The 24,126-nt window shown below is 66.5% G+C and carries 22 protein-coding genes; 7 read left to right on the plus strand and 15 right to left on the minus strand.

The annotated features are described in order from the left end of the window. Positions 1 to 19 precede the first annotated feature (19 nt). The 7 genes from P1X14_RS07850 to P1X14_RS07880 form a co-directional block, all read right to left on the minus strand. Positions 20 to 1,396, minus strand: coding sequence for a glutamate--cysteine ligase (locus tag P1X14_RS07850; RefSeq protein WP_277314779.1), 1,377 nt, complete (start codon positions 1,394 to 1,396; stop codon positions 20 to 22). A 203-nt stretch (positions 1,397 to 1,599) separates the two neighbouring features. Next, a complete protein-coding gene (locus tag P1X14_RS07855; RefSeq protein ID WP_277314780.1) occupies positions 1,600 to 2,343 on the minus strand; it encodes a 16S rRNA (uracil(1498)-N(3))-methyltransferase in 744 nt (247 codons plus the stop codon). Positions 2,344 to 2,418: 75 nt separating this feature from the next. Beyond that, entirely contained in the window at positions 2,419 to 2,823 is a 405-nt protein-coding gene (locus tag P1X14_RS07860) for a hypothetical protein (protein WP_277314781.1), read from the minus strand. A 69-nt stretch (positions 2,824 to 2,892) separates the two neighbouring features. Beyond that, the gene (locus tag P1X14_RS07865; RefSeq protein WP_277314782.1) at positions 2,893 to 3,297 is read right to left on the minus strand and encodes an acyl-CoA thioesterase; all 405 of its coding nucleotides are present in this window, start codon (positions 3,295 to 3,297) and stop codon (positions 2,893 to 2,895) included. Between the two features lie 17 nt (positions 3,298 to 3,314). Next, positions 3,315 to 3,797, minus strand: a complete 483-nt coding sequence (locus tag P1X14_RS07870; RefSeq protein WP_277314783.1) for an MliC family protein — start codon at positions 3,795 to 3,797, stop codon at positions 3,315 to 3,317. 77 nt (positions 3,798 to 3,874) lie between these two features. Beyond that, positions 3,875 to 4,291, minus strand: a complete 417-nt coding sequence (locus P1X14_RS07875) for a biopolymer transporter ExbD (protein WP_277314784.1) — start codon at positions 4,289 to 4,291, stop codon at positions 3,875 to 3,877. 170 nt (positions 4,292 to 4,461) lie between these two features. Continuing rightward, the gene (locus tag P1X14_RS07880; protein WP_277314785.1) at positions 4,462 to 5,601 is read right to left on the minus strand and encodes a GNAT family N-acetyltransferase; all 1,140 of its coding nucleotides are present in this window, start codon (positions 5,599 to 5,601) and stop codon (positions 4,462 to 4,464) included. 77 nt (positions 5,602 to 5,678) lie between these two features. On the opposite strand from P1X14_RS07880, the gene P1X14_RS07885 reads away from it, so the two are divergent. After that, entirely contained in the window at positions 5,679 to 6,704 is a 1,026-nt protein-coding gene (locus tag P1X14_RS07885; protein ID WP_277314786.1) for a hypothetical protein, read from the plus strand. A 14-nt stretch (positions 6,705 to 6,718) separates the two neighbouring features. Here the strand turns inward: P1X14_RS07885 and P1X14_RS07890 are convergent, their stop codons facing one another. From P1X14_RS07890 to P1X14_RS07900, 3 genes are read right to left on the minus strand one after another with little or no spacing between them, the layout of a single operon-like run. Continuing rightward, complete coding sequence (locus tag P1X14_RS07890; protein WP_277314787.1) at positions 6,719 to 7,999, minus strand: mechanosensitive ion channel domain-containing protein; 1,281 nt, start codon at positions 7,997 to 7,999, stop codon at positions 6,719 to 6,721. Beyond that, positions 7,996 to 9,177 (minus strand): cystathionine beta-lyase, encoded by a 1,182-nt coding sequence (gene metC / locus P1X14_RS07895; protein WP_277314788.1) that lies wholly within the window; start codon positions 9,175 to 9,177, stop codon positions 7,996 to 7,998. Before metC ends, P1X14_RS07890 begins: the two co-directional genes overlap by 4 nt. Next, complete coding sequence (locus P1X14_RS07900) at positions 9,174 to 9,995, minus strand: sulfurtransferase (protein WP_277314789.1); 822 nt, start codon at positions 9,993 to 9,995, stop codon at positions 9,174 to 9,176. The genes metC and P1X14_RS07900 overlap by 4 nt, the downstream gene beginning before the upstream one ends. Positions 9,996 to 10,048: 53 nt before the next feature. Between P1X14_RS07900 and queF the strand changes: the two genes are divergently transcribed. From queF to P1X14_RS07915, 3 genes are all read left to right on the plus strand, one after another. Next, the gene (queF, locus tag P1X14_RS07905; protein WP_277314790.1) at positions 10,049 to 10,495 is read left to right on the plus strand and encodes a preQ(1) synthase; all 447 of its coding nucleotides are present in this window, start codon (positions 10,049 to 10,051) and stop codon (positions 10,493 to 10,495) included. 134 nt (positions 10,496 to 10,629) lie between these two features. Continuing rightward, on the plus strand, positions 10,630 to 12,900 hold the full coding sequence (locus P1X14_RS07910; RefSeq protein ID WP_277314791.1) for a glycosyltransferase family 4 protein: 2,271 nt from the start codon (positions 10,630 to 10,632) through the stop codon (positions 12,898 to 12,900). A gap of 46 nt (positions 12,901 to 12,946) precedes the next feature. Next, positions 12,947 to 14,230: a glycoside hydrolase family 130 protein gene (locus tag P1X14_RS07915; protein WP_277314792.1), complete on the plus strand. Its 1,284-nt coding sequence runs from the start codon at positions 12,947 to 12,949 to the stop codon at positions 14,228 to 14,230. A 348-nt stretch (positions 14,231 to 14,578) separates the two neighbouring features. Here the strand turns inward: P1X14_RS07915 and P1X14_RS07920 are convergent, their stop codons facing one another. Next, positions 14,579 to 16,501, minus strand: coding sequence for an oligopeptide transporter, OPT family (locus tag P1X14_RS07920; RefSeq protein ID WP_277314793.1), 1,923 nt, complete (start codon positions 16,499 to 16,501; stop codon positions 14,579 to 14,581). A 216-nt stretch (positions 16,502 to 16,717) separates the two neighbouring features. Here P1X14_RS07920 and P1X14_RS07925 point away from each other — a divergent pair, with 216 nt between their 5' ends. Continuing rightward, positions 16,718 to 17,623, plus strand: a complete 906-nt coding sequence (locus tag P1X14_RS07925; protein ID WP_277314794.1) for an MBL fold metallo-hydrolase — start codon at positions 16,718 to 16,720, stop codon at positions 17,621 to 17,623. Positions 17,624 to 17,754: 131 nt separating this feature from the next. After that, positions 17,755 to 18,045: a GIY-YIG nuclease family protein gene (locus tag P1X14_RS07930; protein ID WP_277314795.1), complete on the plus strand. Its 291-nt coding sequence runs from the start codon at positions 17,755 to 17,757 to the stop codon at positions 18,043 to 18,045. 159 nt (positions 18,046 to 18,204) lie between these two features. On the opposite strand, the gene P1X14_RS07935 is transcribed toward P1X14_RS07930, so the two are convergent. Beyond that, a complete protein-coding gene (locus P1X14_RS07935; RefSeq protein WP_277314796.1) occupies positions 18,205 to 19,866 on the minus strand; it encodes a helicase HerA-like domain-containing protein in 1,662 nt (553 codons plus the stop codon). Between the two features lie 111 nt (positions 19,867 to 19,977). Here P1X14_RS07935 and P1X14_RS07940 point away from each other — a divergent pair, with 111 nt between their 5' ends. After that, positions 19,978 to 20,538: a DoxX family protein gene (locus P1X14_RS07940; RefSeq protein WP_277314797.1), complete on the plus strand. Its 561-nt coding sequence runs from the start codon at positions 19,978 to 19,980 to the stop codon at positions 20,536 to 20,538. 193 nt (positions 20,539 to 20,731) lie between these two features. On the opposite strand, the gene P1X14_RS07945 is transcribed toward P1X14_RS07940, so the two are convergent. From P1X14_RS07945 to P1X14_RS07955, 3 genes are all read right to left on the minus strand, one after another. After that, complete coding sequence (locus P1X14_RS07945; protein ID WP_277314798.1) at positions 20,732 to 22,261, minus strand: Do family serine endopeptidase; 1,530 nt, start codon at positions 22,259 to 22,261, stop codon at positions 20,732 to 20,734. An 87-nt stretch (positions 22,262 to 22,348) separates the two neighbouring features. Next, entirely contained in the window at positions 22,349 to 23,209 is an 861-nt protein-coding gene (locus tag P1X14_RS07950; protein ID WP_277314799.1) for a protease modulator HflC, read from the minus strand. Further along, the coding region (locus tag P1X14_RS07955; RefSeq protein WP_277314800.1) for a protease modulator HflK at positions 23,206 to 24,126 on the minus strand (921 nt) is incomplete at its 5' end. The genes P1X14_RS07950 and P1X14_RS07955, both read right to left, overlap by 4 nt.

Genomic DNA, 24,126 nt, shown 5'->3' on the forward strand with positions numbered 1-24,126 from the left:
CGCCGGAGCACAATGAACGTCAGAACTTCGCTTCTTCGTACACCCGGGTGATGTCGCCGGCCCATTCGCCGTTGAACCGGTCGAGCAGCGCCTGTGCCGGCACCTTGCCGGTCCGCACGATCTCGCGCAGCGGATCGAGGAAGCCGCTCTCATTGTCGCCCGCATGGTTCAGCCGCGCGCGTGCGGCCAGACCTGCACCGGCGATATCCAGCACTTCGCCCGCGATATCGCGCAGCTTGCCGCCACCCGGCAGCGGCGCGTCGAGCGCCAGCTTCGGCACCGAGTCGCGCAGCTCCTGCCGCCCGGCCATGTCCCAGTCCTTGACCAGATCCCATGCCGCATCCAGCGCGGCCTGATCGTAGAGCAGTCCGACCCACAAAGCCGGCAGCGCACAGATCCGCCCCCAGCGTCCGCCATCGGCCCCGCGCATTTCGAGAAACTGCTTCATCCGCACTTCGGGGAAGGCGGTGGAAAGGTGGTCCGCCCAGTCGTCGATCGTCGGCAGCTCGCCCGGCAGCACCGCCAGCTTGCCCTTGAGGAAGTCGCGGAAGCTCAGCCCCGCCGCGTCGATATATTTGCCGTCGCGGTAGACGAAGTACATCGGCACATCGAGGGCGTAATCGGCATAGCGTTCGTACCCGAACCCGTCCTCGAACACGAATGGCAGCATGCCGGTGCGCGCCGGATCGGTGTCCGACCAGATATGGCTGCGGTACGAGAGATAGCCGTTCGGCTTGCCCTCGAGGAAGGGCGAGTTGGCGAACAAGGCCGTTGCCAGCGGCTGAAGCGCGAGGCCCACGCGGAACTTCTTCGCCATATCGGCTTCGCTGGCATAGTCCAGATTCACCTGGATCGTGCAGGTGCGCAGCATCATGTCGAGGCCCAGCGAACCCACGCGCGGCATGTGGTTCAGCATGATCTCGTAGCGGCCCTTGGGCATGATCGGCAGTTCGGCGCGGGTCTTGTCGTGCCACATGCCAAGGCCGAGAAAGCCGATGCCGAGCTGGTCGCCGATCGCCTTCACCTGCTCCAGATGGCGCCCGGTCTCGGCGCAGGTCTCGTGCAGATTATCGAGCGGCGCGCCCGAAAGCTCGAACTGGCCGGCCGGCTCGAGGCTGATCGCGCCATCCGGGCCGGAGAGCGCGATGATGTTCTCGCCCTCATAGACCGGCTTCCAGCCATATTTGGTCAGACCGATCAACAGCGCATGGATGCCGCCGCGTTCCTCGTACGAAGGGGCGCGATAGCTGCCGTCCTTCCAATAGACGAACTTCTCGTGCTCGGTGCCGATCCGCCAGCGCTCCTTCGGCTTCTCGCCGCGCGCGAAATAGGCGATCAACTGAGCACGGTCCTCGATGACCGGCGAGTTGCTGTTCGAAACGGTCTTCGTGCTCATTGCGCGCATTTAGCGATTGGCTACGCGCTCCGCCAGAGGCCACGCCCTTATGATTGCATAAGCGTCATCAACCCAATCCTCCCCCGCCAAGGGGAGGTGTCAGCGCAGCTGACGGAGGGGGAGGATTCCAGAATGAGCGTGGAAGAGTCCTCCCCCTCCGTCGCCTTCGGCGCCACCTCCCCCTTGCGGGGGAGGATCGGAGCTCACCAATCCCCAGCCACCGCCATCCACACCGCCACCGCCGCCGCAGCAGCAGTCTCCGCGCGCAGGATGCGCGGGCCCAGCGCAATCCCCACCGCCTGCGGGCACGCCCGGATCGCTTCGCGTTCGGCATCGTCGAAGCCGCCCTCCGGCCCGATCAGGATCGCAGCCGGCCCGGGCCGCGCGCGCATCGCCTCAGCCGCGGGCATGCCGCCCGCCTCGTCGGCGAAGAACAGCGCGCGATCCGCGGGCCAGTCGCGCAGCAGGGCGGCGAGCTTCACCGGCTCATCGAGGCTGGGCAGGGCGGTACGCCCGCATTGCTCCGCCGCCTCGATCATATGGCTGCGCAGCCGGTCGAGGTTGAGCTTGTCCACCACACTGCGTCGGGTCAGCACCGGGCGCAGCCGGTCGACGCCCAGCTCGCACGCCTTTTCCGCGACCCAGTCGATCCGTCCCTTCTTGATCGGCGCGGCGCACAGCCACAGGTCGGGCACCGCCTCGCGCTCGCGAAGCTGTTGCGCGATGTCGAGGATCAGGTCGCGCTTGCCGACATGCGCTGCCACGCCCAGCCATTCGCCGGTCTTGTCGTCGAACAGCTTGACCGGATCGCCGATCTTCGTCCGCATCACCGAGACGAGATAATGCGCCTGCCCGCCATCGATGCGGATCTGCTGCCCCTGCGTCAGTTCATCCTCGACGAACAGGCGCGGCGTCGATTGCGGCGGCCAGGCGGGGGTCGCGGCCATCACGCCTCCCGCTCGCCGCGTGACCGCGGATCGACTGGCCGGCCTGCCTTGTAGCGTGGATAGTCCCGTCCCTGCTCAGGCAGGCGACTGGCCACTCGCTTGCGTGCGCTTCGCCCGGTCGAGGAAATCGCGCCGGGTGAGGGAGACCCGCAGCCCGTAGCGATCGACTCCCAGCGAGGCGATCGGGACTTCGGCCCGGCCACCGAAGAAGCGGACCACCACGATGTCCGAACGCACCGATTCGACCCATCCGATATAGCGGCCTTCGCGATCGAACAGCGTCGCCCGCTTCCGGATATCGGACGGAGCGGCCTGGCGGGGCGTCGAGGTTTCCATGCGAAAACCTGCCGAGGTGAAGGCCGGGCTGGGCTGGATCGAACCGCCGAACGACGGCGGCGCGATGGTTCGCTGGGCCTGGGCGGTGCCTGCGAAGCCAAGGCTGCCCATGGCCAGCGCAATAGCGAGGATCGGGTGACGCATCGAAACATCTCCATCCGTAACTGAGGCTGCGAGGCTATTCCTGTTCCGGCCGTCATGCAATCGGCTACGCTATTCATGCCGTTCGGACAGAAATGGAGCCGCGACTTCCTCGGGCACGCGAAGAAGTCGCCCCGACGCGCGATCGATCATGGCCCAGGTCGTCTTGGCCTCCACTCTCACTTTACCGTCCGTGCCGGTGAATCGCATATGCCGGTCGAACCGTGCGCCGCGCGGCGGATCTTCCACCCATGTCTCCGCCGTCACCGTATCGCCTTCGGAGACATTGCCGCGATAATCGATCTCGTGCCGCGTCACGACCCAGAACGCCGCATCCTGCCAGGCCTGACTGGCGACGCTTGCCCAATGGGCCACCGCGACGTCCTGGATCCAGCGGACCCAGACGGCATTGTTGACATGGCCGAGGATATCGATGTCCTCTGCCGCCGCAGTGAAGGTCATGGTGAAGCGCGTCATCGCGCTCCTGATGCCGCTCAGCGGATCACGGTGCAAGGGATGGGGGGCAGGTTCGGCTGGGTGAAGGTCAGGTCGTCGCCCTTCCCGCGCAGCTCATGCCCATTGCCCTTGTACCAGATGCCCGACGCCGCGCGCTCCTGCTGCAGCACCGCCAGCACCCGGCCGTCGCGCGCCACTGCCGCACGGCCATTGGCGGGATTGAAGCGCACCGCGATCTTGGTCCCGTCCATGCAGCGATAGCGCGCATTCACCGGCGCCGGTGCCTCGGCCACAGTGGCATTTTCGAGCATTGCATTCTCGGCGGCGGCATTGGCCTCGGCCTGCGCGCGTTCCTCGGCAAGGCGCTTGTCCTCGGCCTCGCGCGCGGCGGTTTCGCGGGTATCCATCGCTTCCTTGTCGACCGCGTCCAGATTGTAGACGTCGGCACCCGGGTTACGCGTATCGTCCGACGCGTTGCACGCGGCGAGGGGCAGGCAGGCGAGCAGCAGGAAAAGGCGCATCCGATCCTCGAACAAACGTTACGGCGACAAACCGAACGCGGACCCGAATGCCCCTGTTCCGCCGCGAGGACCAGCCCTCAATTCGGGAAAGGCTGGTTCCCGACAAAGCCCAGCTGGGTGATCCCGCCCTGCTTCACGATCGCCAGCACCTGATCGAACCGCTCGTAGCGCGCCTCGGGATCGGTCTGCATGTGCAGCGGGGTCCCGGCCTCGGCCAGCGGCGCGAGCAGCGCGGGCAACTGGCTGTCCTTAACCTGCACGCCATCCCAGTAGAGCGTGCCCGCGGCATCGATCAGCAGCTTGTGCGGCAACACTTCCTGCGGCTTGACCGGATTGGACTGCGGCAGGTCGACCGGCACCTTATGGCTCTGGATCGGGATGGTGATGAGCAGCATCACCAGCAGCACGAGCAGCACGTCGATCAGCGGCGTGGTGTTCATCTCGCCGAGCGGCTCGGCGGTGTTGAGGGGAATGGCACGGGACGCAGTCGGCATGGCACCTCTCCTTCAAATGATGTTGTAACATCACATTGATGGAGTAGGGAGGCAAGCGAAAACGATCTCCGGGGAATCGTCATCCCGGCGAAGGCCGGGATCTCACGCGGCTCCTGTCCCGCGCCAGCCTCGAAAGACCCCAGCCTTTGCTGGGGTGACGAACGGGCGGGTCACCCGCCCCGCCGGAACGGCGTCATCTCCCCCAGAAACTCCTGCTCGTGCCGCACCGTCTCGCGCTCGCGCACCAGATAGTCGGCCACGGCCCGGCGGAACCCGGCGTCGGGAACATAATGCGCCGACCAGGTCGTGACCGGCGCATAGCCGCGCGCCAGCTTGTGCTCGCCCTGTGCGCCGGCCTCCACCCGCGCCAGCCCGCGCGCGATGGCCGCGTCGATTGCTTGGTAATAGCAAAGCTCGAAATGCAGGAACGGCACGTCCTCGCGGCAGCCCCAATAGCGGCCGTACAGCGTATCGGCGCCGATCAGGTTCAGCGCGCCCGCGATGGGCTGCCCGTCGCGCTCGGCCAGCATCAACAGCACCTTGTCGCTCATCGCCGCGCCCAGCATCGAGAAGAAGTCGCGGGTCAGGTAAGGGCGGCCCCATTTGCGGCTCCCGGTGTCCTGATAGAAATCCCAGAACGCGTCCCAATGCGCTTCGGTGATCTCGTCGCCGGTCAGATGGCGGACGGTCAGCCCGTCCAGCGCCGCCGCACGTTCCTTGCGGATCGCCTTGCGCTTGCGGCTGGATAGTGCCGCCAGGAAATCCTCGAACGAGGCATAGCCATCATTCTTCCAGTGGAACTGCGTGCCCTCGCGGATCAGCCAGCCCGCCGCTTCGAACAAAGGCAGCTCGCGCTCGTCGAGAAAGGTGACATGCGCCGAGGATAGGCGGTTCTGGTCGGTCACCGCTTCGATCGCCCCGATCAGTGCGGCAGCCATGGCCGGATCGCGCGCCAGCAATCGCGGCCCCGGCACCGGCGTGAACGGCACGGCGATCTGCAGCTTGGGATAATAGCGCCCGCCCGCCCGCTCCCATGCATCGGCCCAGCCATGATCGAACACATATTCGCCCTGGCTGTGCGACTTGGCATAGGCCGGCGCGATGGCGGCGGGCCTGCCGTCCGCGCCATCGACGACGATCGGCAGCGGCTGCCAGCCTGTCTCCGCGGTCGCCGATCCGGATGCTTCGAGGATCGAGAGAAAGGCGTGGGACACGAACGGATTGCCGCTCCCTGCGCACGCATCCCAGTCAGCCGCGGCAATCGAGGCGACGCCATCGGCGATACGGGCGGTTACGGGCTGGGACGTCACGGCTGCGAATATAGGGCGATGCAGCGCGGGGCGGGAGGGGTGTTGACCGGACCCTGCGAAATGCACAGCATCGCGGCATGCGAACGCTGTTCTGCCTGGCCCTGTTCCTGCTCGCGGCCGCCGCTGCGCCGCAACCGCTTTCGGCCTCGGCGCCTGCCTGTACCAGTCGCACCGCAACCGCCACGACCATCGAGGCGATCCAGGCCGATTATCCCGCCTGGCGCGGCAAGTGCGTGCGGGTCACCGGGATTGCCGTCGGCGCGCAGCTCTATACCGACCGCAAGGCGCTGCTCGAACCGATGGACATGTTCGGCGAGAATCTGCGCCGTTCGCTGTTCCTTTACACCGGCAAGCCGGGCCTGCCGTGGCGCAACCCGGCGCGCGTCGAGGCAGTCGGCCGGGTCGGCAGCTGCCGCGACGAGCACGACGCGATCGGCGCGATCCAGGCGCAGTCGCCCGATGATATCGTGATGGTCGGCGGCTACTGCCACACTTCGCTTCAGACCTATATCCGCATGCCCGAACTGCGCATCCTTTCCACGGCGCCGATCCTGCGGCTGACCGAAGCTGAGGTGCCGCCGGGCGAGCGCCAGCTTGTCGAAGCCGAACCGGACCTTGCCGGCTATGCTGAGCAGGTCGTCGCTGCGCGCAAGGTGATCGACGCGTTGGCAACGGGTGACCGCGAGGCGTTCCAGTTCCTCGACTGGCCGGAAACGGGCGAGGAAGGCGGCGTGCCGAAGCGCGAGGCCCGCGCCGAATCCGGTCCGCGCTTCGAGCGGCTGTCGGCGTCGCGCGCACTCTACGCCCGGCTGCGCGATGCCGGGCAGGATCGGATGCGCGTCTTCATCGAGCGCAGCTGGCTGGACAGCGTGCGCGAGCATCCCGGCGAACGCGCGCCGCTGCTCAGTTGCTGGTGCAAGACCGAGTCGTGCGAGGGCCGCTGGCCGGTGGCGCGGATGGATGCCGACAATGTGACCGAACGGTCCTATCTGTGCGTTGCGACCAACGACTATGTCGTCTTTCGCGGCCCGCTCCGCATTCAGGCGCGGATCGAGACTGTCCCCGGCGGCTTTGCCGAGCCGGTCTGGCGCCGCTCCCGCTGAATATCCCTTTCGCACTATCGGCGCTTGCCGCCTTCCGGCGCCTTCATCGTCACCACTCTCTGCGGGAACGGGATCTCGATCCCCTCCACCTTGAACAACAGCCATAGCCGGTTGAGCACGTCGCTCTTCACATTGCCGACGCCGCTTTCGGGATCGCTGATCCAGGCCAGGATCTCGTGCTCCACGCCATTGTCGCCGAACGCGGTCAGCCACACATTGGGCTTGGGATTGTCGAGCACGCGCGGGCTTTCCACGGCCGCGCGCATCATCAGTTCCTGCGCCAGCTTCAGATCGCAATCATAGGCCACGCGGACGGGAATGCGGACGCGGACGTTGCGGTCGGTATAGGACCAGTTCTCCACCTCCTGCGTCATCAGATTCTCGTTCGGAATCAGATGCTCCTTGCCGTCGCGGGTGATCACGCTGACCGCGCGCACGCCGATCCGGTTCACCCAGCCGAAGCTGTCGCCCACCACGATCACGTCGCCGGGCTTGATCGATCGGTCCATCAGCAGAATGATCCCCGCGATCAGATTGCCGATGGTCTTTTGCAGGCCGAAGCCGATGGCGAGGCCGAAGGCGCCGCTGAACAAGGCGAAGGCAGTCAGGTCGATCCCCAGCACGTCGATCCCGACGAAGAAGGCCAGGATCACCACCGCGATCGCCGCCAGCTTCTGGGCCAGCAGCCGCTGGGTCGGGTCGAAGCCCTTCGAATGCAGGATGGCATGGCCGACCAGCCGGTTGATCAGCCGCACGGCCGCGAACAGCAGCACGATGGTGATCAGCACGGTCAGCACGGTCAGCAGGCTGAACCGGGTCGATCCGACCTCCAGCCCCACCCGGTCCAGCGTGGTGCGGATCGCCGCCAGCCCGCCCAGCGCGCGGCTGATGATCGCGGTGAAGGCGATCCCTGCCATCGTCCAGGCCGACCATCGCGGCAGATGCAGCCCGCGCAGCACCGCGACCGCCAGCATCGCCACCGCCGATCCCAGCGCGAAGCCGAAGCCCAGCTTCGCCAGCGGATGCCATGGCCATGCGACCGCCATGATCGCGAGCAGGATCGCCGCGGTGCCGTGGCGGCAGATCGCGTGCAGCCGCGTGCCGACGCCGTCCTCCTGCACGCCGATCCGCTCGGTCCACAGCCGGGTCAGCCAATCGCCCAGCGTGCGCCCGGCCCACCAGCCCGCCGCCAGCGCGATCAGGGCAAGCGCGAGCGCGATCCCCGCTTCGGCCAGGTCCGCGTTGGAGGGGATCGCGATCCCCTGCGCCGCGAGCCACTGGCCGATGCCGTTCATTGCGCGGCCCGGAACCGGGCGAGCCCGGCGTCGATATCGGCGATCAGGTCGTCGGCATCCTCCAGCCCGATCTGCAGGCGGACGGCCGGGCCCTCGGCGGTCCATTTGGTCGCGGTGCGATAGCGTTCGGGATCGACCGGGATCGCCAGGCTCTCGAACCCGCCCCAGCTATAGCCGATGCCGAAATGCTCGAGGCCGTCGATAAAGGCGGCGCGCGCGGCTTCGTCGCCGCCCTTGAAGACGAACGAGAACAGGCCCGCCGATCCCTTGAAGTCGCGGACGAAATGCTCGTGGCCGGGGCATTCGGGCAGGGCCGGGTGCAGCACCCGCTCGACTTCGGGCCGGGTCCGCAGCCACTGCGCGATCTTCAGCGCCGCTTCGCCATGATGCTTCATGCGCACGGCCATGGTGCGCAGGCCACGCGAGCCGAGCCAGGCATCGTCGGGGCTGGCGGTCTGGCCGAGCTGATAGGTCGCGTCGCGCAGCTTCGCGTAGCGGCCCTGCGCGGCGGTCACCGAGCCCAGCATGATGTCCGAATGGCCGCCGATATATTTGGTCGCGGCGAGGATCGAATAATCGATCCCCATCGCGATCGCCGGGAGCAGCAGCGGCGTCGCCCAGGTATTGTCGAGCAGGGTGACGATCCCGCGCGTCTTGGCTACCTCGATGATCGCGGGCAGGTTCTGCACCTCGAAGGTGAGGCTGCCCGGGCTTTCCATGAAGATCGCCTTGGTCTTGTCGGTGCACAGCTCCGCAATGCCCGCGCCGATCAGCGGGTCGTAATAGGTGGTCGCGATGCCCATCCGCCGCAGCATGCCGCCCGCGAAGTTGCGGGTCGGGTCATAGGCGCTGTCGGGCACCAGCAGGTGATCGCCCGGCGACAGCACCGCCAGCAGCGCCGAGGAGACCGCAGCCACGCCCGAGGGATAGAGCAGGGTCGCTTCCGCACCCGGCTCCAGCTCGGTCAGCGCATCGGCCAGCGACCATTGCGTCGGCGTGCCGCGGCGGCCGTAGAACAGGCGGTGATGCGTATCCTTGCCCCCGGATTCGCGCAGGTCCGCGACCGAATCATAGAGGATGGTCGAGGCGCGCCACACCGGCGGATTGACGATCCCTTGGGTCCATTCGTCGCGCCGCCCGGCCGTGACGATGCGGGTGGCGTCCTTCTTGTCGCTCATGCACTTGCTTTCGGAGTATCGGGATCGCCGCCCCATTCGGCCCAGCTCCCGTCATAGAGGCTGGCCTTGTGTCCCAGCAGATGCGCGGCGAACACCACGACGGCGGCGGTGATGCCGGATCCGCAGGTGGCGGTGATCGGGCGCTCGACCTCGATGCCTTCGCCCTCGAACACGGCGCGAAGTGCGGAGTCCCGCTTCCAGGTGCCGTCGTCGTGGAAGAAGTCGCGATAGGGCAGGTTGCGCGAGCCGGGGATATGGCCGGGGACGACGCCGGGGCGCGGTTCGGGCTCGAGGCCGGCGAAGCGGGCGGGCGAGCGGGCATCGACGATCTGGTCGCTCGTCGCCTTCATGTCGGCCAGCGAGCGGACGCCTTGCGCCGCGTGGCGCGGGGTGAAGTGGCGCAGCTTGGTATCCGCCACCCCGCGTTCGAGCGGGCGGCCTTCCGTCTTCCATTTGGCCAAGCCCCCGTCGAGGATCGCGACATCGGGTGTGCCGAAGGCGGTCAGCATGAACCAGGCGCGCGCGGCGGTGTGCAGCGGGCTGTCGTCATAGATGACGAGGCGGCACCCGTCGCCCAGGCCCAGCGCCGCCATGCGGCTGGCCAGCTGTTCGGGCGGCGGCATGGTGGAGGGCAGGCTGCTGCGTTTGTCCGCGAATGCGTCCAGATCCATGAACACCGCGCCGGGGATATGGCCCGCGGCAAACTCGGCTTTCGCGTCGCGGCCATGCTCGGGCAGGAACCAGCTCGCGTCCGCGATCCTCAGGTCGGCGGCCCCGATTTGTGAGGCCAGCCATTCGGTGCTTACCAGCGCGTCCATCCCTTGAGTCCTAGAAGGATGCAAAGCGCGCATCAAACGCTTACATGGCGGCGATGGACGCAAAGCATCTCGGCAAGCAATCCGAGCTTCCCGCCTCTCCCGAAGCGGCGGTGCTCGACTATGTTCCCAATCCGCGTAGCGGTACGCGCTATCTGGTGCGCTTTGCTGCGCCGGAATTCACCTCGCTCTGCCCGATCACCGGCCAGCCCGATTTCGCGCATCTGGTGATCGACTATGTGCCGCGCGAGACCATCGTCGAATCCAAGTCGCTCAAGCTGTTCCTCGGATCGTTCCGCAATCACGGCGCCTTCCACGAGGATTGCACCGTGGGCATCGGCCAGCGGCTGTTCGACGAGATGAAGCCCGAATGGCTGCGCATCGGCGGATACTGGTATCCGCGCGGCGGCATCCCGATCGACGTATTCTGGCAATCAGGCGAGCCGCCGGCGGGCGTCTGGGTCCCCGCGCAGGACGTTCCGGGCTATCGGGGACGCGGCTGAGGGCGCGATTTGCATCGCTTCGGCGAATCTGTATGCTGCGTTGCACAAATATGGCAACCATATTGCCTGAGAGGAGTTGGGAGGTCGCAAGGGGCTGAAAAGCCCAATTAATGTGCGCTCGCGAAAGGAATGGGATGACGACTCGGCCCAACGCTCCGCTAGTCCGGCACTTGGCCCTGATCGGCAACTTCCTTCCGCGCAAATGCGGCATCGCGACCTATACCACCGACACCTATAACGCGCTCAAGGCCCGCTTCCCCGAAATGCAGGTCGACGTCTATGCGATGGACGACCATCCGGGCCGCTATGCCTATCCGCCCGAAGTGACGGGCGCGATCCCGCAGAACGACCGTACTGCCTATCTCGACACTGCGCGCGCGATCGAGGCGAGCGGGGCGCAGGCGCTGTGGGTTCAGCATGAATATGGCATCTATGGCGGCCCCGCGGGCGACCTGCTGATCGCGATGCTCGACCGGCTGTCGCTGCCGGTGATCGCGACGCTCCACACCGTGCTGGAACGGCCGAGCGCCGACGAGCGCCGGGTGATGGAAGCGCTGCTGCGCCGCGCGTCGAAGGTGATCGTGATGGCCGAGAAGGGCCGCGATATCCTGAAGCGCGTCCATGGCGTCGACGATCGCAAGATCGAGACGGTGCCGCACGGTGTGCCCGATCGCATGCTGGCCGACCCGGCCTCGTTCAAGCCCGCCTTCGGCTGGGCGGGACGCGACGTGATCCTGACCTTCGGCCTGCTTGCGCCCAACAAGGGCATCGAATCGATGATCGAGGCGATGCCGGCGATTGTCGCGAAGCATCCCAGGGCGTTGTACGTCGTACTGGGGGCGACCCATCCCAATCTGGTGGCGCATGAGGGCGAGGTCTATCGCGAGCGGCTGACTGCGCTGGCGGCAGAGCGGGGCGTAGCGGCGCATGTCCAGTTCATCGACGCGTTCGTCGAGCATGACGCGCTGATCGACTATCTGCAGGCGGCGGATATCTATGCCACGCCCTATACCAATCCCGCGCAGATCACCTCGGGCACGCTCTCCTACGCGGTGGGCGTGGGCAAGGCGGTGGTCTCCACCCCTTACGTCCATGCGACCGAGATCCTGGCGGACGATCATGGCGTGCTGGTCGGGTTCGAGGACAGCGCCGGGTTCGCCCGCGAGATCGACCGTCTGTTGAGCGACGGCAATGCACGCGCCGAATTGTCGGCGCGCGCCTATGCGAGAGGCCGGACCATGTTGTGGCCGCGCCTCGCTGAACAGGTAGTAACGGCCATCGAAAGCATCGTGGAAAAAAAGTCCCATCGGATCGTCAAGCCGAGGGCTGAGCTCTCGGTGCTGGCGCCCGATATCGCCGCGGTCGAGCGGATGAGCGACGCGACCGGCATGCTTCAGCATTCGATCTATTCGATTCCCGACCGCCGCCACGGCTATTGCATCGACGACAATGCCCGCGCGCTGATCCTGATGTGCCAGCTGGCCGATCTGGACGAGAGCCTGCGCGACAAATGGACGACGGTCTACTCCAGCTTCGTCCAGCATGCGTGGAACCCCGATGCGCGGCGCTTCCGCAACTTCATGAATTTCGACCGGACCTGGTGCGAGGATGCCGGGTCGGAGGATTCGAACGGCCGGGCGATCTGGGCGCTGGGCGTCACTGCGCGCGACGCCAAGGCGCAGAAGCATCGCGACTGGGCCTCGGCGATGTTCGACAATACCGCCTCGATCGCGCTGGAACTGGGCAGCCCGCGCGCACATGCCTTTGCCATGTTGGGTGCGGCGGCGATGCTCGAGGCGCATCCGGGCCATGCCCTGTCCAGGCTGATCCTGACCCGCTTCGGCGAGGAGCTGATCGCGCTGCTCGACGCGGCGCGGCGGCCGGAATGGCAGTGGTTCGAGATCGTGCTGGCCTATGACAATGCCCGGCTGCCCGAGGCGCTGCTGCGCGCCGGGACCGCGCTGGGCCGTAGCGACTTCACCCGCGTCGGGCTGGAGACGCTCGACTGGATCGTCGGGCTGCAAACCTCGCCTGAGGGCCGGTTCCGCGCGGTCGGCACCGAGAGTTTCGGCCGCGCCTATCAGGAGCCGATGCAGTTCGACCAGCAGCCGCTAGAGGCTCAAGCGACGATCGACGCGTGCGTGGCCGCGCTGGCCGCGACCGGCGAGGCGCGCTGGGCCGAGGAAGCGATGCGCGCCTATCGCTGGTATCTGGGCGGCAACGATCTCGATCTGCCGCTGGCGACGGCGCAGGATGGCGGCTGTTTCGACGGGCTGATGCCCACCGGATTGAACCGGAATCAGGGCGCCGAGTCGATTTTGGCACTGCAACTGGCCAGCTGCGCGATTTCGAGGCTTTCAAAGGGCCGGACGATCGTGGCAGGACCGGAACGCGTCGTCGCTTGACCTCGATCAGCTACGGCGCGGGGCGGCCATTTCCCGGGGGTAGTGAATGCTGGAACTGTTCAACCACGCTCTGCGGCTGAAGGCTGATCCTTCGCGTGTCGTGGTTCGTCCGTTCCACATTGCCTGGCAGTCCGACGGCACCGGGCCGAGCCGCAGCGAGCGGCTGGTGCGCGAAGTGCTCGACATGTCGCCCGGCGAAGCGCGCCAGCAGCTCGAGATCGTGCTGAAGGATTTCGAGGCGCGGCACTGGCAGACGCGGCGCGTGTTCATGACCCGGTACGACGAGATCGAGACCATGCTCGGCCTCAACGGCAGCGAGATCGGCGACGAGAAGCGCCAGCTGATCGGCGCCTATTTCTGCCACGAATACAGCTATGCCGCAGCGGCCCTGATGAACCCCAGCGCCGTGCCGCATTACGACCAGTCGGGCATGCCCAAGGGAAGCTTGCGCATCCTGATGAGCCTGCGTGCGGTGGGCGAAGGCCATATCTCGTCGGTGGCGTTCCGCGAGGGGATCATCACCGCCAAGAACGAGCTGACCTTGGCACCCGAGCCGCCCTTCGCGACCGCGGCGGATTCGCACGAGGACGAGGACCATATCCCCGAAGGGCCGGTGACGGTCTATCGCCATCGCGACTCCACGCTGTCGGGTACCGTCATCTTCCCGATCACCCGCGCGCAATCCAACGGATTGGAGGATCTGCGCATCTGCCACTTCTTCCATGACGATGGCAGCGAGGAGTGGATCGGGACCTATACCGCGTACAACGGATCGCAGATCCAGTCCGAGCTGCTGATGACGAACGACTGGCGCGAGTTCCGCCTCGTCCCGATGACCGGCAGCGCGGCGCGCAACAAGGGCATGGCGCTGTTCCCGCGCAAGGTGGGCGGCAAGTACATGATGCTCGGCCGGCAGGACGGCGAGAACATCTTCCTGCACAGCTCCGACACCATCACCCATTGGGAGGGCGGCGAGAAATTGCTGACCCCGGAATACCCATGGGAGCTGGTGCAGATGGGCAATTGCGGCCCGCCGATCGAGACGAGCGAGGGCTGGCTGGTGCTGACCCATGGCGTCGGCGCGATGCGCAAATATTCGATCGGTGCGGCTTTGCTCGATCTCGACGACCCGTCGAAGGTGATCGGCCGGACCAAGGAGCCGATCCTGGCCGCGGCGGATCAGGACCGCGAAGGCTATGTCCCCAACGTGGTCTATACCTGCGGCGCGATCCGCCACGGCGAGAAGCTGTTCATCCCCTATGGGGTGGCGGACAGCTCGGTCGCGTTCGCGTTCGTGCCGATCAAGTCGCTGCTGGATCAGATGCGCTAGGATGGGCGATCGGGCTGCGGAACTTCACACTGGCTTCACACTGATCGCGGGGTTCGCGGCGGTGGTGGAGCCGTTGCGGCGCTCGGGGTTTGCGATGTCAAAGAGCAGCCGCGGGTTTCCCGGCGTGCCGAGCCAAGCAGGCGAAATCCAACATTGCAAGGGTGGTGCCGCGAAGCTCGATCGGCATTTCGCCAATCCTCCCCCGGAGGGGGAGGTGGCAGCCGCAGGCTGACGGAGGGGTATTATCCGCGGGCGATGTTGTCTGTGGAGACTACCCCTCCACCGCTTCGCGGTCCCCCTCCCCCTCCGGGGGAGGATTCTTCTAGCAACGCTGAAAGTTGGTTCGCGTCAGGCGGTGATCAGCTTCTTCGTGTTCCGGTAAAGCAGCCAGACCAGCCCGAAGAACGCGACCGGCGCGGCCAGTTCGGCGATGTGCGCGAAGCTTTCCGGGGCCAGCGCCAGCGGGGCATCGCTGCCGGTTGCCGCGACGATGCCGGCGAAGGTCACGCCGAACAGGCTCTCGCCGACGATCAGGCCGGTTGCCGCCAGCACGCCCATCCGCTCGGCGAATTCCGGGTTGGCGGTGCGCTTGGCCCAGCGGTCGTAGAAATGGCCGATCAGCGCGCCGACCGGGATCAGCAGGGTGAGCGCCATCGGCAGATAGATGCCCATGCCGACGCCCAGCGGATGCAGCCGCAGCTTGCCGGTGCGCTGGAGAATCTCGTCGAGCGCGATGATGCCGATGCCGATGGCGGCACCGATGCCGATCAGGCTCCAGTCGAGATCGCCGCCGAGAACACCCTTCGCCAGCGATGAGATCAGCGCCGCCTGCGGGGCCGCGAGCGCGGTATCCTTGGCGTTCGGCGCGCCCTGGAAGGTGAAGGCGGTGTTGAGCAGGTCGAGCACCGGCGGGATGACGAGGCTGCCGAAGATCACGCCGAGGATCAGCGCGAACTGCTGCTTCCACGGCGTCGCGCCGACGATCTGGCCGGTCTTGAGATCCTGAAGATTGTCGTTCGAGATGGTTGCGACCGAAAAGACGATGGCCGTCGAGAACAGCGCATAGGCGACCAGCGCGCGGGTGCGCTCCGCATCTTCGCTATGGCCGAACAGCGCGACCAGCATCAGCGAGACGACCAGTACGGCGAGAATGCCGACGCCCGAAACCGGCGAGTTGGACGCGCCGATCAGGCCGGCCATATAGCCGCACACCGCCGCGATCACGAGACCGACCACCACGACAAAGGCGAGCGTCGCGCCGATGGCGGTCAGCGGCATGTCGTGCACGGGGCCGCCGGTGGAGAAGTCCCAGAGCAGCCAGGCGATGGGCGCGAGCATGGCGACGCTGACGCCTGCGACGATGCCGATGGGCAGATCGCGTTCGGTCAGGTCGAGCGATTGCCCTCCGGCGCGGGCGCGCGACGCGGCCAGTGCGGACGTGACACCGCGCGCGATGGGGCCGAGGATCTTGAGCAGGGTCCAGATCGCGGCGACGCCGATCGTACCGGCACCGATCATGCGGACATCGTTGCGGAAGACGGTGCGCACCACCGTGTCGAGCTCGCCCGGCACGCCGCTGGTGAAGATCGGCATCAGCACCGCCCAGGCGATCAGCATGCCGATGAACATGGCGATGCCGACCGAGATGCCGACCAGATGGCCGACGCCGATCAGCGCCATCGACCAGCTGGTCGAGACGCCGCTGGCGCTGGCGCCGATCTTGAAATTCTTGGCAGCCTCGGCCGCGACGAACTTGAACGATGCGGCGAGCGAATAGGCGGCGGCGGCAAGCGAGCCGATCACGATGACCTTCAGCCCGCGCATATTCTCGACATCGCCTTCGCGCGATCCCGCGCCGACCTTGAGCACTTCGCCCGCGGCGACGCCTTCGGGATAGGGCAGGTCCGATCCGGTCACGAGCGCGCGGCGCAGCGGGACCGAGAACATCACGCCGAGAATGCCGCCGACCGCGCAGACCGCGGCGGTGGTCCAATAGGGGAAGCCTTGCCACCAGCCGACCATGATCAGGCCCGGCAGCACGAAGATGATCGCGGCCAGCGTGCCCGCGGCACTCGCAATGGTCTGGACGATATTGTTCTCGAGGATGGTCGAGGTCGAGACGAAGCGCAGCAGCGCCATCGAGATCACCGCGGCGGGGATCGAGGTGGCGAAGGTGATGCCGACCTTGAGGCCGAGATAGACGTTCGCGGCAGTGAACAACACGGTGATCAGGCCACCGAGCAGGATGCCGCGGAACGTCAGCTCGATCATCGGGCGGGAAGGGGCGCTTGCCATTATCGGGTAAACTCCGGGCGCAAAACGGCCAAGAGTCGCACTGCTCCGGCACTTGTTGTGACTCTTGGGCGCGCCTGCTTGCTCTTTCGGGGTAAATCGAGACCGTCTCCGTCAGGATGCGACAGCGCGTGCATGGCGATATCGTGACAGCGGAATGCGGTGTAGGACAGCGTTTTCTGACGGGAGCGGATGATGCGGATCGGCTGGGCGGGATTGGCGGCGGTGATGCTGGCGGTGCCGGCTTCCGCGCAGCAGATGGTCCGCGTCGGCCCGGACGTGCAGGTGCTGACCGGCACCAGCGGCAATGTCGTCATGGCGCGCGTGCCGGGCGGCGTGCTGATCGTCGACGACGAGCGGCCGGGCGATGTCGCCGAGATCGAGGCGGCGGCGCAAAAGGCGTTCGGTGCGCCGGTCGTCACGGTGATCAACACCCATTGGCATCTCGATCACAGCGGCGGGAATGCGGCGTTCCGCGGCAAGGGCGCGTCGGTGATCGCGCATCGCAACGTGTGCATCCGCCGCAGCACCGATCAGTTCATGCCGGCCTATAACCGCACGATTCCTGCCGCGGCGCCGGGGGAATTGCCGGACGTGTTGTTCGACGATTCGCTGGCACTGTTCGCGGGCGGCGAAGTGGTGACGCTGACCCATGCGCCGAACGCGCATACCGATGGCGATGCGATCGTGCGGTTCGGCGGCGCGAACCTGATCCATATGGGCGACCTGTATTTCAACGGCATCTGGCCGTTCATCGACCGCGCGAGCGGCGGCAGCGTGCAGGGTATGATCCGCGCAGTGGATGTCGCGCTGGAGCGGGCGGATGCGAAGACGGTGATCGTGCCGGCACATGGCGCCTTGTCCGACCGGGCGGGACTGAAACGCTATCGCGCGATGCTGGTCGGCGTGCGCGACGCGGTGCGCCGCCGGATCGCGCGGGGCGAGACGCTGGCGCAGGTGGTGGCCGCGAAACCCGCTGCGAAGTGGCGCGCGGGGATGGTGGGGAATGAGGACGGGTTCGTGGGGGCGGTGTACGAGAGTTTGAAGGTTGGGGTGGCGCCGTCGCCGGGGATCGTGGCGCGCGGGGTTTGCGCTAGCTGAAACTCCCCTCCCCAGCAAAGGCTGGGGGCCAGTTGCCGAGGTTTCAGTTACGGAGTGCGATGCGCGCCATCATCGTTTTCCAGACTGGACCCCAGCCTTCGCTGGGGAAGGCGAGAAGAGGAGGGAGCTAAGTGGCGGGCTTCGTCTACATCATGGCCAGCGCGCGTAACGGGACGATCTATATCGGTTCGACCGTCGACCTTGCGAAGCGGGCATGGGAGCATCGCAATGGTGTGATTCCCGGGTTTACGCGGAAGCATGGATGCAAGTTGCTCGTGTGGTTCGAAGCGCATGACGAGACCGAGTCCGCGCGGGTCCGTGAGTTGCGGATGAAGGCCTGGAAGCGGGACTGGAAGATCCGGGAGATCGAGGGGATGAACCCGGATTGGGAGGATCTGTTCGAGAAGATCGCGAACGGTTGATCCTCTGTCCCTTCCTTCCTTCCCCAGCGAAGGCTGGGGCCCAGCTGCCGAGGTTCTCGTGATGATGCGCTGAACATCCCAACTGGCGTTTGCCAGCCTGGGCCCCAGCCTTCGCTGGGGAAGGAAGAAATAGAAGGGGAAGGAGAGCGGTGAGGGTTACTACCGCCCCTTGAACAGCCCGCCCAAGATGCCGCGGACCAGGCCGCCGACCACGCTGGCGCCGATGCCGCTTTTCTTGCCGAACACGGCCTTCGACACTTCGCCGGCAACCGCGCGGCCTGCGGCGGACGAGGCGCTGCGGGTGGCGGAGGTGATGGCGCGGTTCCAGGGGTTGTTGGCGGCTTCGCGTTCGGCGGCGCGCTGGGCCTGGGCTTCGAGCTTCGCCTGGCGATCGGCCTCGCGCTGCTGGGCGAGGGCTGCGCGTTCGGCTTCCTTGGCGAGCCTTGCGTCTTCCTTCTGCTTCGCGGCGGCGGCCTTTTCGGCTTCGGTCTTGGCCGCGGCTTCGGCAGCGGCGGCGCTGGCTTCGGCGCCCTTGGCGGCGAGCAGTTCCTCGGCGGATTCGCGGTCGATCAGCGTATCGTATTTCGCCCCGACCGCGTCGGTCTGGACCAGCACGCCGCGTTCGACCGGCGTGATCGGGCCGACACGCGAGCGGGGCGGCTTGATCAGGGTGCGCTCGACCGGGGCAGGCGAGCCGTCGGGCTGGAGCAGCGAGACGAGCGCTTCGCCGACCTTCAGCTCGGTGATCGCGGTGGTCACGTCGACGCCGGGATTGGCGCGGAAGGTCTCGGCGGCGGCCTTTACCGCGGCCTGATCGCGCGGGGTGAAGGCGCGCAGGGCATGCTGGACTCGGTTGCCGAGCTGGCCCGCGACGGTATCGGGAATGTCGATCGGGTTCTGCGTGATGAAATAGACGCCGACGCCCTTCGAACGGATCAGGCGGACGACCTGCTCGACCTTTTCGAGCAGCGCCTTGGGCGCGTCGTTGAACAGCAGATGCGCCTCGTCGAAGAAGAAGCAGAGCACCGGCTTGTCGGGATCGCCGACTTCGGGGAGCGATTCGAACAGCTGGCTGAGCATCCACAGCAGGAAGGTGGCGTAGAGGCGGGGGCTGGCCATCAGCTTGTCGGCGGCGAGGATGTTGACCACGCCGCGGCCCTTGTCGTCGGTGGCGAGGAAGTCCGACATGGTCAGCGCGGGTTCGCCGAAGAACGCTTCGCCGCCCTGCGAACGCAGCTGGAGCAACGAGCGCTGGATCGCGCCGACCGACTGCTTCGAGACATTGCCATAGGTGGTGGTCAGCTCGTCCGCGCGCTCGGCGCAATGGGCGAGCATCGACTGGAGATCGTCGAGATCGAGGATCAGCAGCCCTTCCTTGTCGGCGACGGTGAAGGCGATGGTGAGCACGCCTTCCTGCACATCGTTCAGGTCCATCAGCCGGGCGAGGAGGAGCGGACCCATCTCGCTGATGGTGGTGCGGATCGGATGGCCCTGCTGGCCGTACAGGTCCCAGAGCTGGGCGGGATTGTCGCCATAGGTCCAGTCGGCATAGCCGATCTCGGCGGCGCGAGCGGCGAAGATCTCGTGCGTCTTGGTGGTGGGCGAACCGGCCATGGCGAGGCCGGAGAGATCGCCCTTCACGTCGGCCACGAAGGTGGGGACGCCCGCGGCAGACAGGCTTTCGATGATGCCCTGGATAGTGACGGTCTTGCCGGTGCCGGTGGCACCCGCGATCAGCCCGTGGCGATTGGCGCGCTTGAGCACCAGATCGATGGCCTTGCCGCCGCCCTGCCCGATGAAGATGCTCGTCCCGTCCGTCATCGCCACGCTCCCGATTACGCCCTAGCCATGCGCCAGAGCGATGCGGCTCGCAAGGGATGGCTTTACGCATTGCAGCTGCGTCGCCAAGCTTGCTGGAGGGAGGGCCGAACCATGAGCGAGCCGACGACATTGCTGATCCCCAAAATGGGGAATTTCTACGACCGGATCGCGATGCCGGGGGCCTGGGTGCTGCTGCGGCTGTGCGTGGGCGGACTGCTGATGGTCGAGGGCTGGCCGAAGATCGTCGATCCGCTGGCGATGACCGGGTTCGTCGAGGGGATCGGTTTCTGGCCGGGCTGGTTCTGGTCGCCGCTGCTGGCGGTACTGCAGTTCGTCGGCGGGTTCATGATCGCGATCGGACTGCTGACCCGGCCGGTGGCGCTGGCCAATGCGGTGATGCTGGCGATCACGCTCTGGTTCCACATGGCGCATCCCTATGGCGATGCGTTCCTGACGCAGGCGGGGATCGCGGCGCTGGAAGCCGACAAGGCGGTGTTGTTCACGGCGGATGCGGCGCGGCCGCTGGCCGATGGCGGCGCGCGGTTCCTGGCGCTGATGCAGCACAAGGCCGAGTTCCTCTCGGCGATCTGGACGCTGGCGGTGCTGCTGGTGGCCGCGGCTGGCGGCGGACCGCTGTCGGTGGACCGGAGCCTGTTGAAGCGAGAGGTGTGAGGACAAAATCCTCCCCCGCAAGGGGGAGGTGGCGCCGAAGGCGACGGAGGGGGAGGACACCCCAACCTCCGTTCTGGAATCCTCCCCCTCCGTCAGCTGCGCAGACACCTCCCCCTGGCGGGGGAGGATTGGCTGAAAAACCAAAAGGGCCGGAGCTTTCGCCCCGGCCCTTTGCTTTGCCGTGCGGGCTGGATCAGCCCGGGATGTCGACCGGCACGAACTGGCCGAAATTGCCGCGCTGGACGAAGAGCAGGACCTGCTTGCGGCCCGCGCCCTTGGTCGCCGCGACGATCTTGGCGACGTCGGCGGCGCTCGCGACCGGCTGGCGGTTGATCGAGACGATCACGTCGCCGCGCTGGATGCCCTTGGCCGCGACGTCGCTGGCCGGATCGACGCGATCGATCACGACGCCCTGGGTACGCGGATCGATGCGCAGTTCCTGCGCGATGCCGGGGGTCAGCGGGATGACCTGCACGCCGAGCGAAGCTGCCGCGTTCACCGTCGGTGCGCCGGGCATGCCGCCCTCCGCATCCGGATCGAACTGGCTCGCGGCGAGCTGTTCGTCGGTCGGGCGGGTGCCGACGGTGACGGTCAGCGAGACGTTCTTGCCGTCGCGGATCACGGTGATCGGCACCTTGGTGCCCGGCTTCAGATTGGCGACGAGATAGCTGAGCGTCTGATCGCGGGTGACGTCCTTGTCGCCGACCTTGACGATCACGTCGCCCTGCTTGACCCCGGCCTTGTCGGCGGCCTGACCCGGCTCGACGCGCGAGATCAACGTGCCGCGACCCTTGGGCACGTCGAGCGCGGTGGCGATATCGTCGGTCACGTCCTGCATCAGCACGCCGAGATAGCCGCGCGTGACCGCGCCGCCCTTCATCAGCGTCTCGATGATCGGACGCGCTTCCTCGGTCGGGATCGCGAAGCCGATGCCGACATTGCCGCCGGTGGGCGACAGGATCTGCGAGTTGATGCCGATGACGTTGCCCGACAGATCGAACATCGGGCCGCCCGAATTGCCGCGGTTGATCGAGGCGTCGGTCTGGATGAAGCGGTCATAGGCGCCGCCCTGGCCGGTGACGCGATGCACCGCCGAGATGATGCCCGCGGTCACCGAACCGCCAAGGCCGAACGGATTGCCGATCGCGACGACCCAGTCGCCGACGCGCGCCTTGGACGAATCGCCGAAACGGACGAAGGGGAGGTTCTCGCCATCGATCTTGAGCACCGCCAAATCCGACGAAGGATCGCGGCCGACCAGACGCGCGGTGAATTCGCGATTGTCGGGCAGGGTCACCTTGATCGATTCGACCACCGCGCCGCGCGCGCCCGCCGAGATCACATGGTTGTTGGTGACGACATAGCCGTCCGCCGAGATGATGAAGCCCGAACCGAGAGATTCGGCCTGCCGCGTGGCGGGCTGGCCGTTCTGCGGCTGTTGCGGAACCATCCGCTCGAGCGGGGTGCCGGCGAAGGGATTGGTGTTCACCTGCACGCGCTGGGTGGTCGAGATATTGACCACCGCGGGCTGCAGCTTGGCGACCATGTCGGCAAAGCTCATCGGCGCGCCCGGACGGGGGGCGGAAGCGACTTCGATCGCGCCGGGTTCGTTCTGCGCAGTCTGTGCGCCGGCAGGCTGGTGGATCGCGAGCGTGGCGGCGGCGCCGCTCAGCAGGGCGGCAGTGGCTAGGGCGTAGGCGTAACGCACAGTGGCATTCCTCATCAAGCGGACCTCAGACGAAATTGCGTCCGATCCGAAGTGTCGCGCCGGAAATCTGAACGGCGATTGAATATGAACGAATCGAAAGGCTCATCGTTGCCCCATGAATTCGCGCAGATAGCTGTTCTGGGGCGAGAGGATGATCGACGTCGAACCCTTGTTCGTCTGATCGTTGACGAAGGTATAGCGGTACGACTGCATCGCGCGGAAGAAGCCGTAGAATTCCGGATCCTTGTTGAACGCCGCGGCATAGATGCGCGAACGCTCCGCCTCGGCATTGGCGCGGATGATCTGCGCGTCGCGGAAACCCTGGGCACGGATGGTTGCGGCTTCCTGGCGGCGCGCGGTACGCATCCGCTCGAACGCGCTGTCGAGCGGCGAGCCGGTCGGCAGATCGGCATGCTTGATCCGCACGTCGACGATCTCGACGCCATATTGCGCCGCGAGCTTCTGCAGCGAGCTCTGGATATTATCCATTACCTGGCCGCGCTCGGGGCTGAGCAGGGTGGCGAAGGGCACGCGGCCCAGTTCGTTGCGCAGCGCCGATCCGAACAGCGGCTCGAGCCGCGAAATGACTTCGGCCTCGGTCTTGGCCGTCTGCCACATCAGCAGCGGATCGACGACGCGGAAGCGGGCAAAGGCATCCACTTCGAGCCGGAGCTGATCGGTGGAGAGCACCGGCTGGTTCTGAAGCTCGATATCGAGCACGCGCTTGTCGACCCACACCACCTGATCGAGGAACGGGATGCGGAAGATCACGCCCGCGCCGGTCTGGCCATAGCGCTGACCCGGCTGATAGGCGTTGATCGGCGCGCCATAGGGCGTGTTCATGCGCAGGATCACCGCCTGCTTCGTCTCGGGCACGACCACGAACGAGCTGAACACGAGCAGCAGAACGGCCAGCGCGATGCCGCCGAGCGTGATCGGATTGCGATACCAGCTGTTGCTCATCGTGCGCCTCCCGCGCGCGGTTGCGCCGCCTTGACTTCGGGCGGGTTCTCCTCCCGGCGCGGCTGCATGCCGGGCAGGGGCAGATAGGTGTTCACGCCGGGCGATTCGATGATGGTCTTGTCGGTCTTCGACAGGATCTGTTCCATCGTCTCGTAATACATGCGGCGGCGAGTCACCTCGGGCGCGAGCTTGTACTGTTCGTAGATCTTGTCGAACTCGGCGGCCTCACCCTGCGCCTGGGCGATCACGCGCTGCGAATAGCCGTTCGCGTCGTTCTTCGCGGCCTGGGCATCCTGCTGCGCGGCGGTGACGTCCTTGAACGCCTCGTCCACCTGCGACGGGGCGCTGGCATTCTTGATCGCGACGCCGCGGATGCGGACGCCGGCCTGATATTCGTCGAGGATCTGCTGCATCATCGCCTGCACGCGCGCTTCGATCCGGGCACGGCCGTTACCGATCGTGTCGTTGAGCGACGAAGTGGCGACGACGGCGCGCATCGCCGTTTCCGCGGTGGCGCGGACGGTGCTGTCGGTGTCCTTGAACTGGAAGGCGTAATCGGACGGGTTCACGATGTCCCAGCGCACCGAATAGGCGAGATCGACGATATTCTGATCGCTGGTCAGCATCAGGTTCGGACCCGATTCCTTCGGGAAATTCTCTTCGCGCACATTGGTGACGTCGATCACCTGAACGGTGCTGATCGGATAGGGCAGGCTGAAGCGGTAGCCCGGCTCGAGCGTACCCGAATAGCGGCCGAGCGTGCTGACCACGCCGCGTTCCTGCGTGCTGATCGGATGGAAGGCGGTGAGCGCCAGCCACAGCAGCAGCAGCGCGCCACCGGCGAGATACCAGATCAGGGGGCCGGCAGGCAGGCCGGGCACGCCGCCGCCGAAGCCGCCGCCACCTCCACCGCCGCC

Source organism: Sphingomonas sp. AOB5, from assembly GCF_029433115.1.
Classification (GTDB): Bacteria; Pseudomonadota; Alphaproteobacteria; order Sphingomonadales; family Sphingomonadaceae; genus Sphingomonas.

Bases quoted from the DNA above. Each gene is read 5' to 3' on its own strand.
- P1X14_RS07925 (WP_277314794.1), top strand. From the start codon at position 16,718: ATGCGGATCGGCTGGGCGGGATTGGCGGCGGTGATGCTGGCGGTGCCG.
- P1X14_RS07950 (WP_277314799.1), bottom strand. From the start codon at position 23,209: ATGAGCAACAGCTGGTATCGCAATCCGATCACGCTCGGCGGCATCGCG.
- P1X14_RS07860 (WP_277314781.1), bottom strand. From the start codon at position 2,823: ATGCGTCACCCGATCCTCGCTATTGCGCTGGCCATGGGCAGCCTTGGC.
- P1X14_RS07865 (WP_277314782.1), bottom strand. From the start codon at position 3,297: ATGACGCGCTTCACCATGACCTTCACTGCGGCGGCAGAGGACATCGAT.
- P1X14_RS07940 (WP_277314797.1), top strand. From the start codon at position 19,978: ATGAGCGAGCCGACGACATTGCTGATCCCCAAAATGGGGAATTTCTAC.
- P1X14_RS07900 (WP_277314789.1), bottom strand. From the start codon at position 9,995: ATGGACGCGCTGGTAAGCACCGAATGGCTGGCCTCACAAATCGGGGCC.
- P1X14_RS07945 (WP_277314798.1), bottom strand. From the start codon at position 22,261: ATGAGGAATGCCACTGTGCGTTACGCCTACGCCCTAGCCACTGCCGCC.
- P1X14_RS07910 (WP_277314791.1), top strand. From the start codon at position 10,630: ATGACGACTCGGCCCAACGCTCCGCTAGTCCGGCACTTGGCCCTGATC.
- queF (WP_277314790.1), top strand. From the start codon at position 10,049: ATGGACGCAAAGCATCTCGGCAAGCAATCCGAGCTTCCCGCCTCTCCC.
- P1X14_RS07920 (WP_277314793.1), bottom strand. From the start codon at position 16,501: ATGATCGAGCTGACGTTCCGCGGCATCCTGCTCGGTGGCCTGATCACC.
- P1X14_RS07890 (WP_277314787.1), bottom strand. From the start codon at position 7,999: ATGAACGGCATCGGCCAGTGGCTCGCGGCGCAGGGGATCGCGATCCCC.
- P1X14_RS07885 (WP_277314786.1), top strand. From the start codon at position 5,679: ATGCGAACGCTGTTCTGCCTGGCCCTGTTCCTGCTCGCGGCCGCCGCT.
- P1X14_RS07915 (WP_277314792.1), top strand. From the start codon at position 12,947: ATGCTGGAACTGTTCAACCACGCTCTGCGGCTGAAGGCTGATCCTTCG.
- P1X14_RS07935 (WP_277314796.1), bottom strand. From the start codon at position 19,866: ATGACGGACGGGACGAGCATCTTCATCGGGCAGGGCGGCGGCAAGGCC.
- metC (WP_277314788.1), bottom strand. From the start codon at position 9,177: ATGAGCGACAAGAAGGACGCCACCCGCATCGTCACGGCCGGGCGGCGC.
- P1X14_RS07875 (WP_277314784.1), bottom strand. From the start codon at position 4,291: ATGCCGACTGCGTCCCGTGCCATTCCCCTCAACACCGCCGAGCCGCTC.
- P1X14_RS07855 (WP_277314780.1), bottom strand. From the start codon at position 2,343: ATGGCCGCGACCCCCGCCTGGCCGCCGCAATCGACGCCGCGCCTGTTC.
- P1X14_RS07850 (WP_277314779.1), bottom strand. From the start codon at position 1,396: ATGAGCACGAAGACCGTTTCGAACAGCAACTCGCCGGTCATCGAGGAC.
- P1X14_RS07870 (WP_277314783.1), bottom strand. From the start codon at position 3,797: ATGCGCCTTTTCCTGCTGCTCGCCTGCCTGCCCCTCGCCGCGTGCAAC.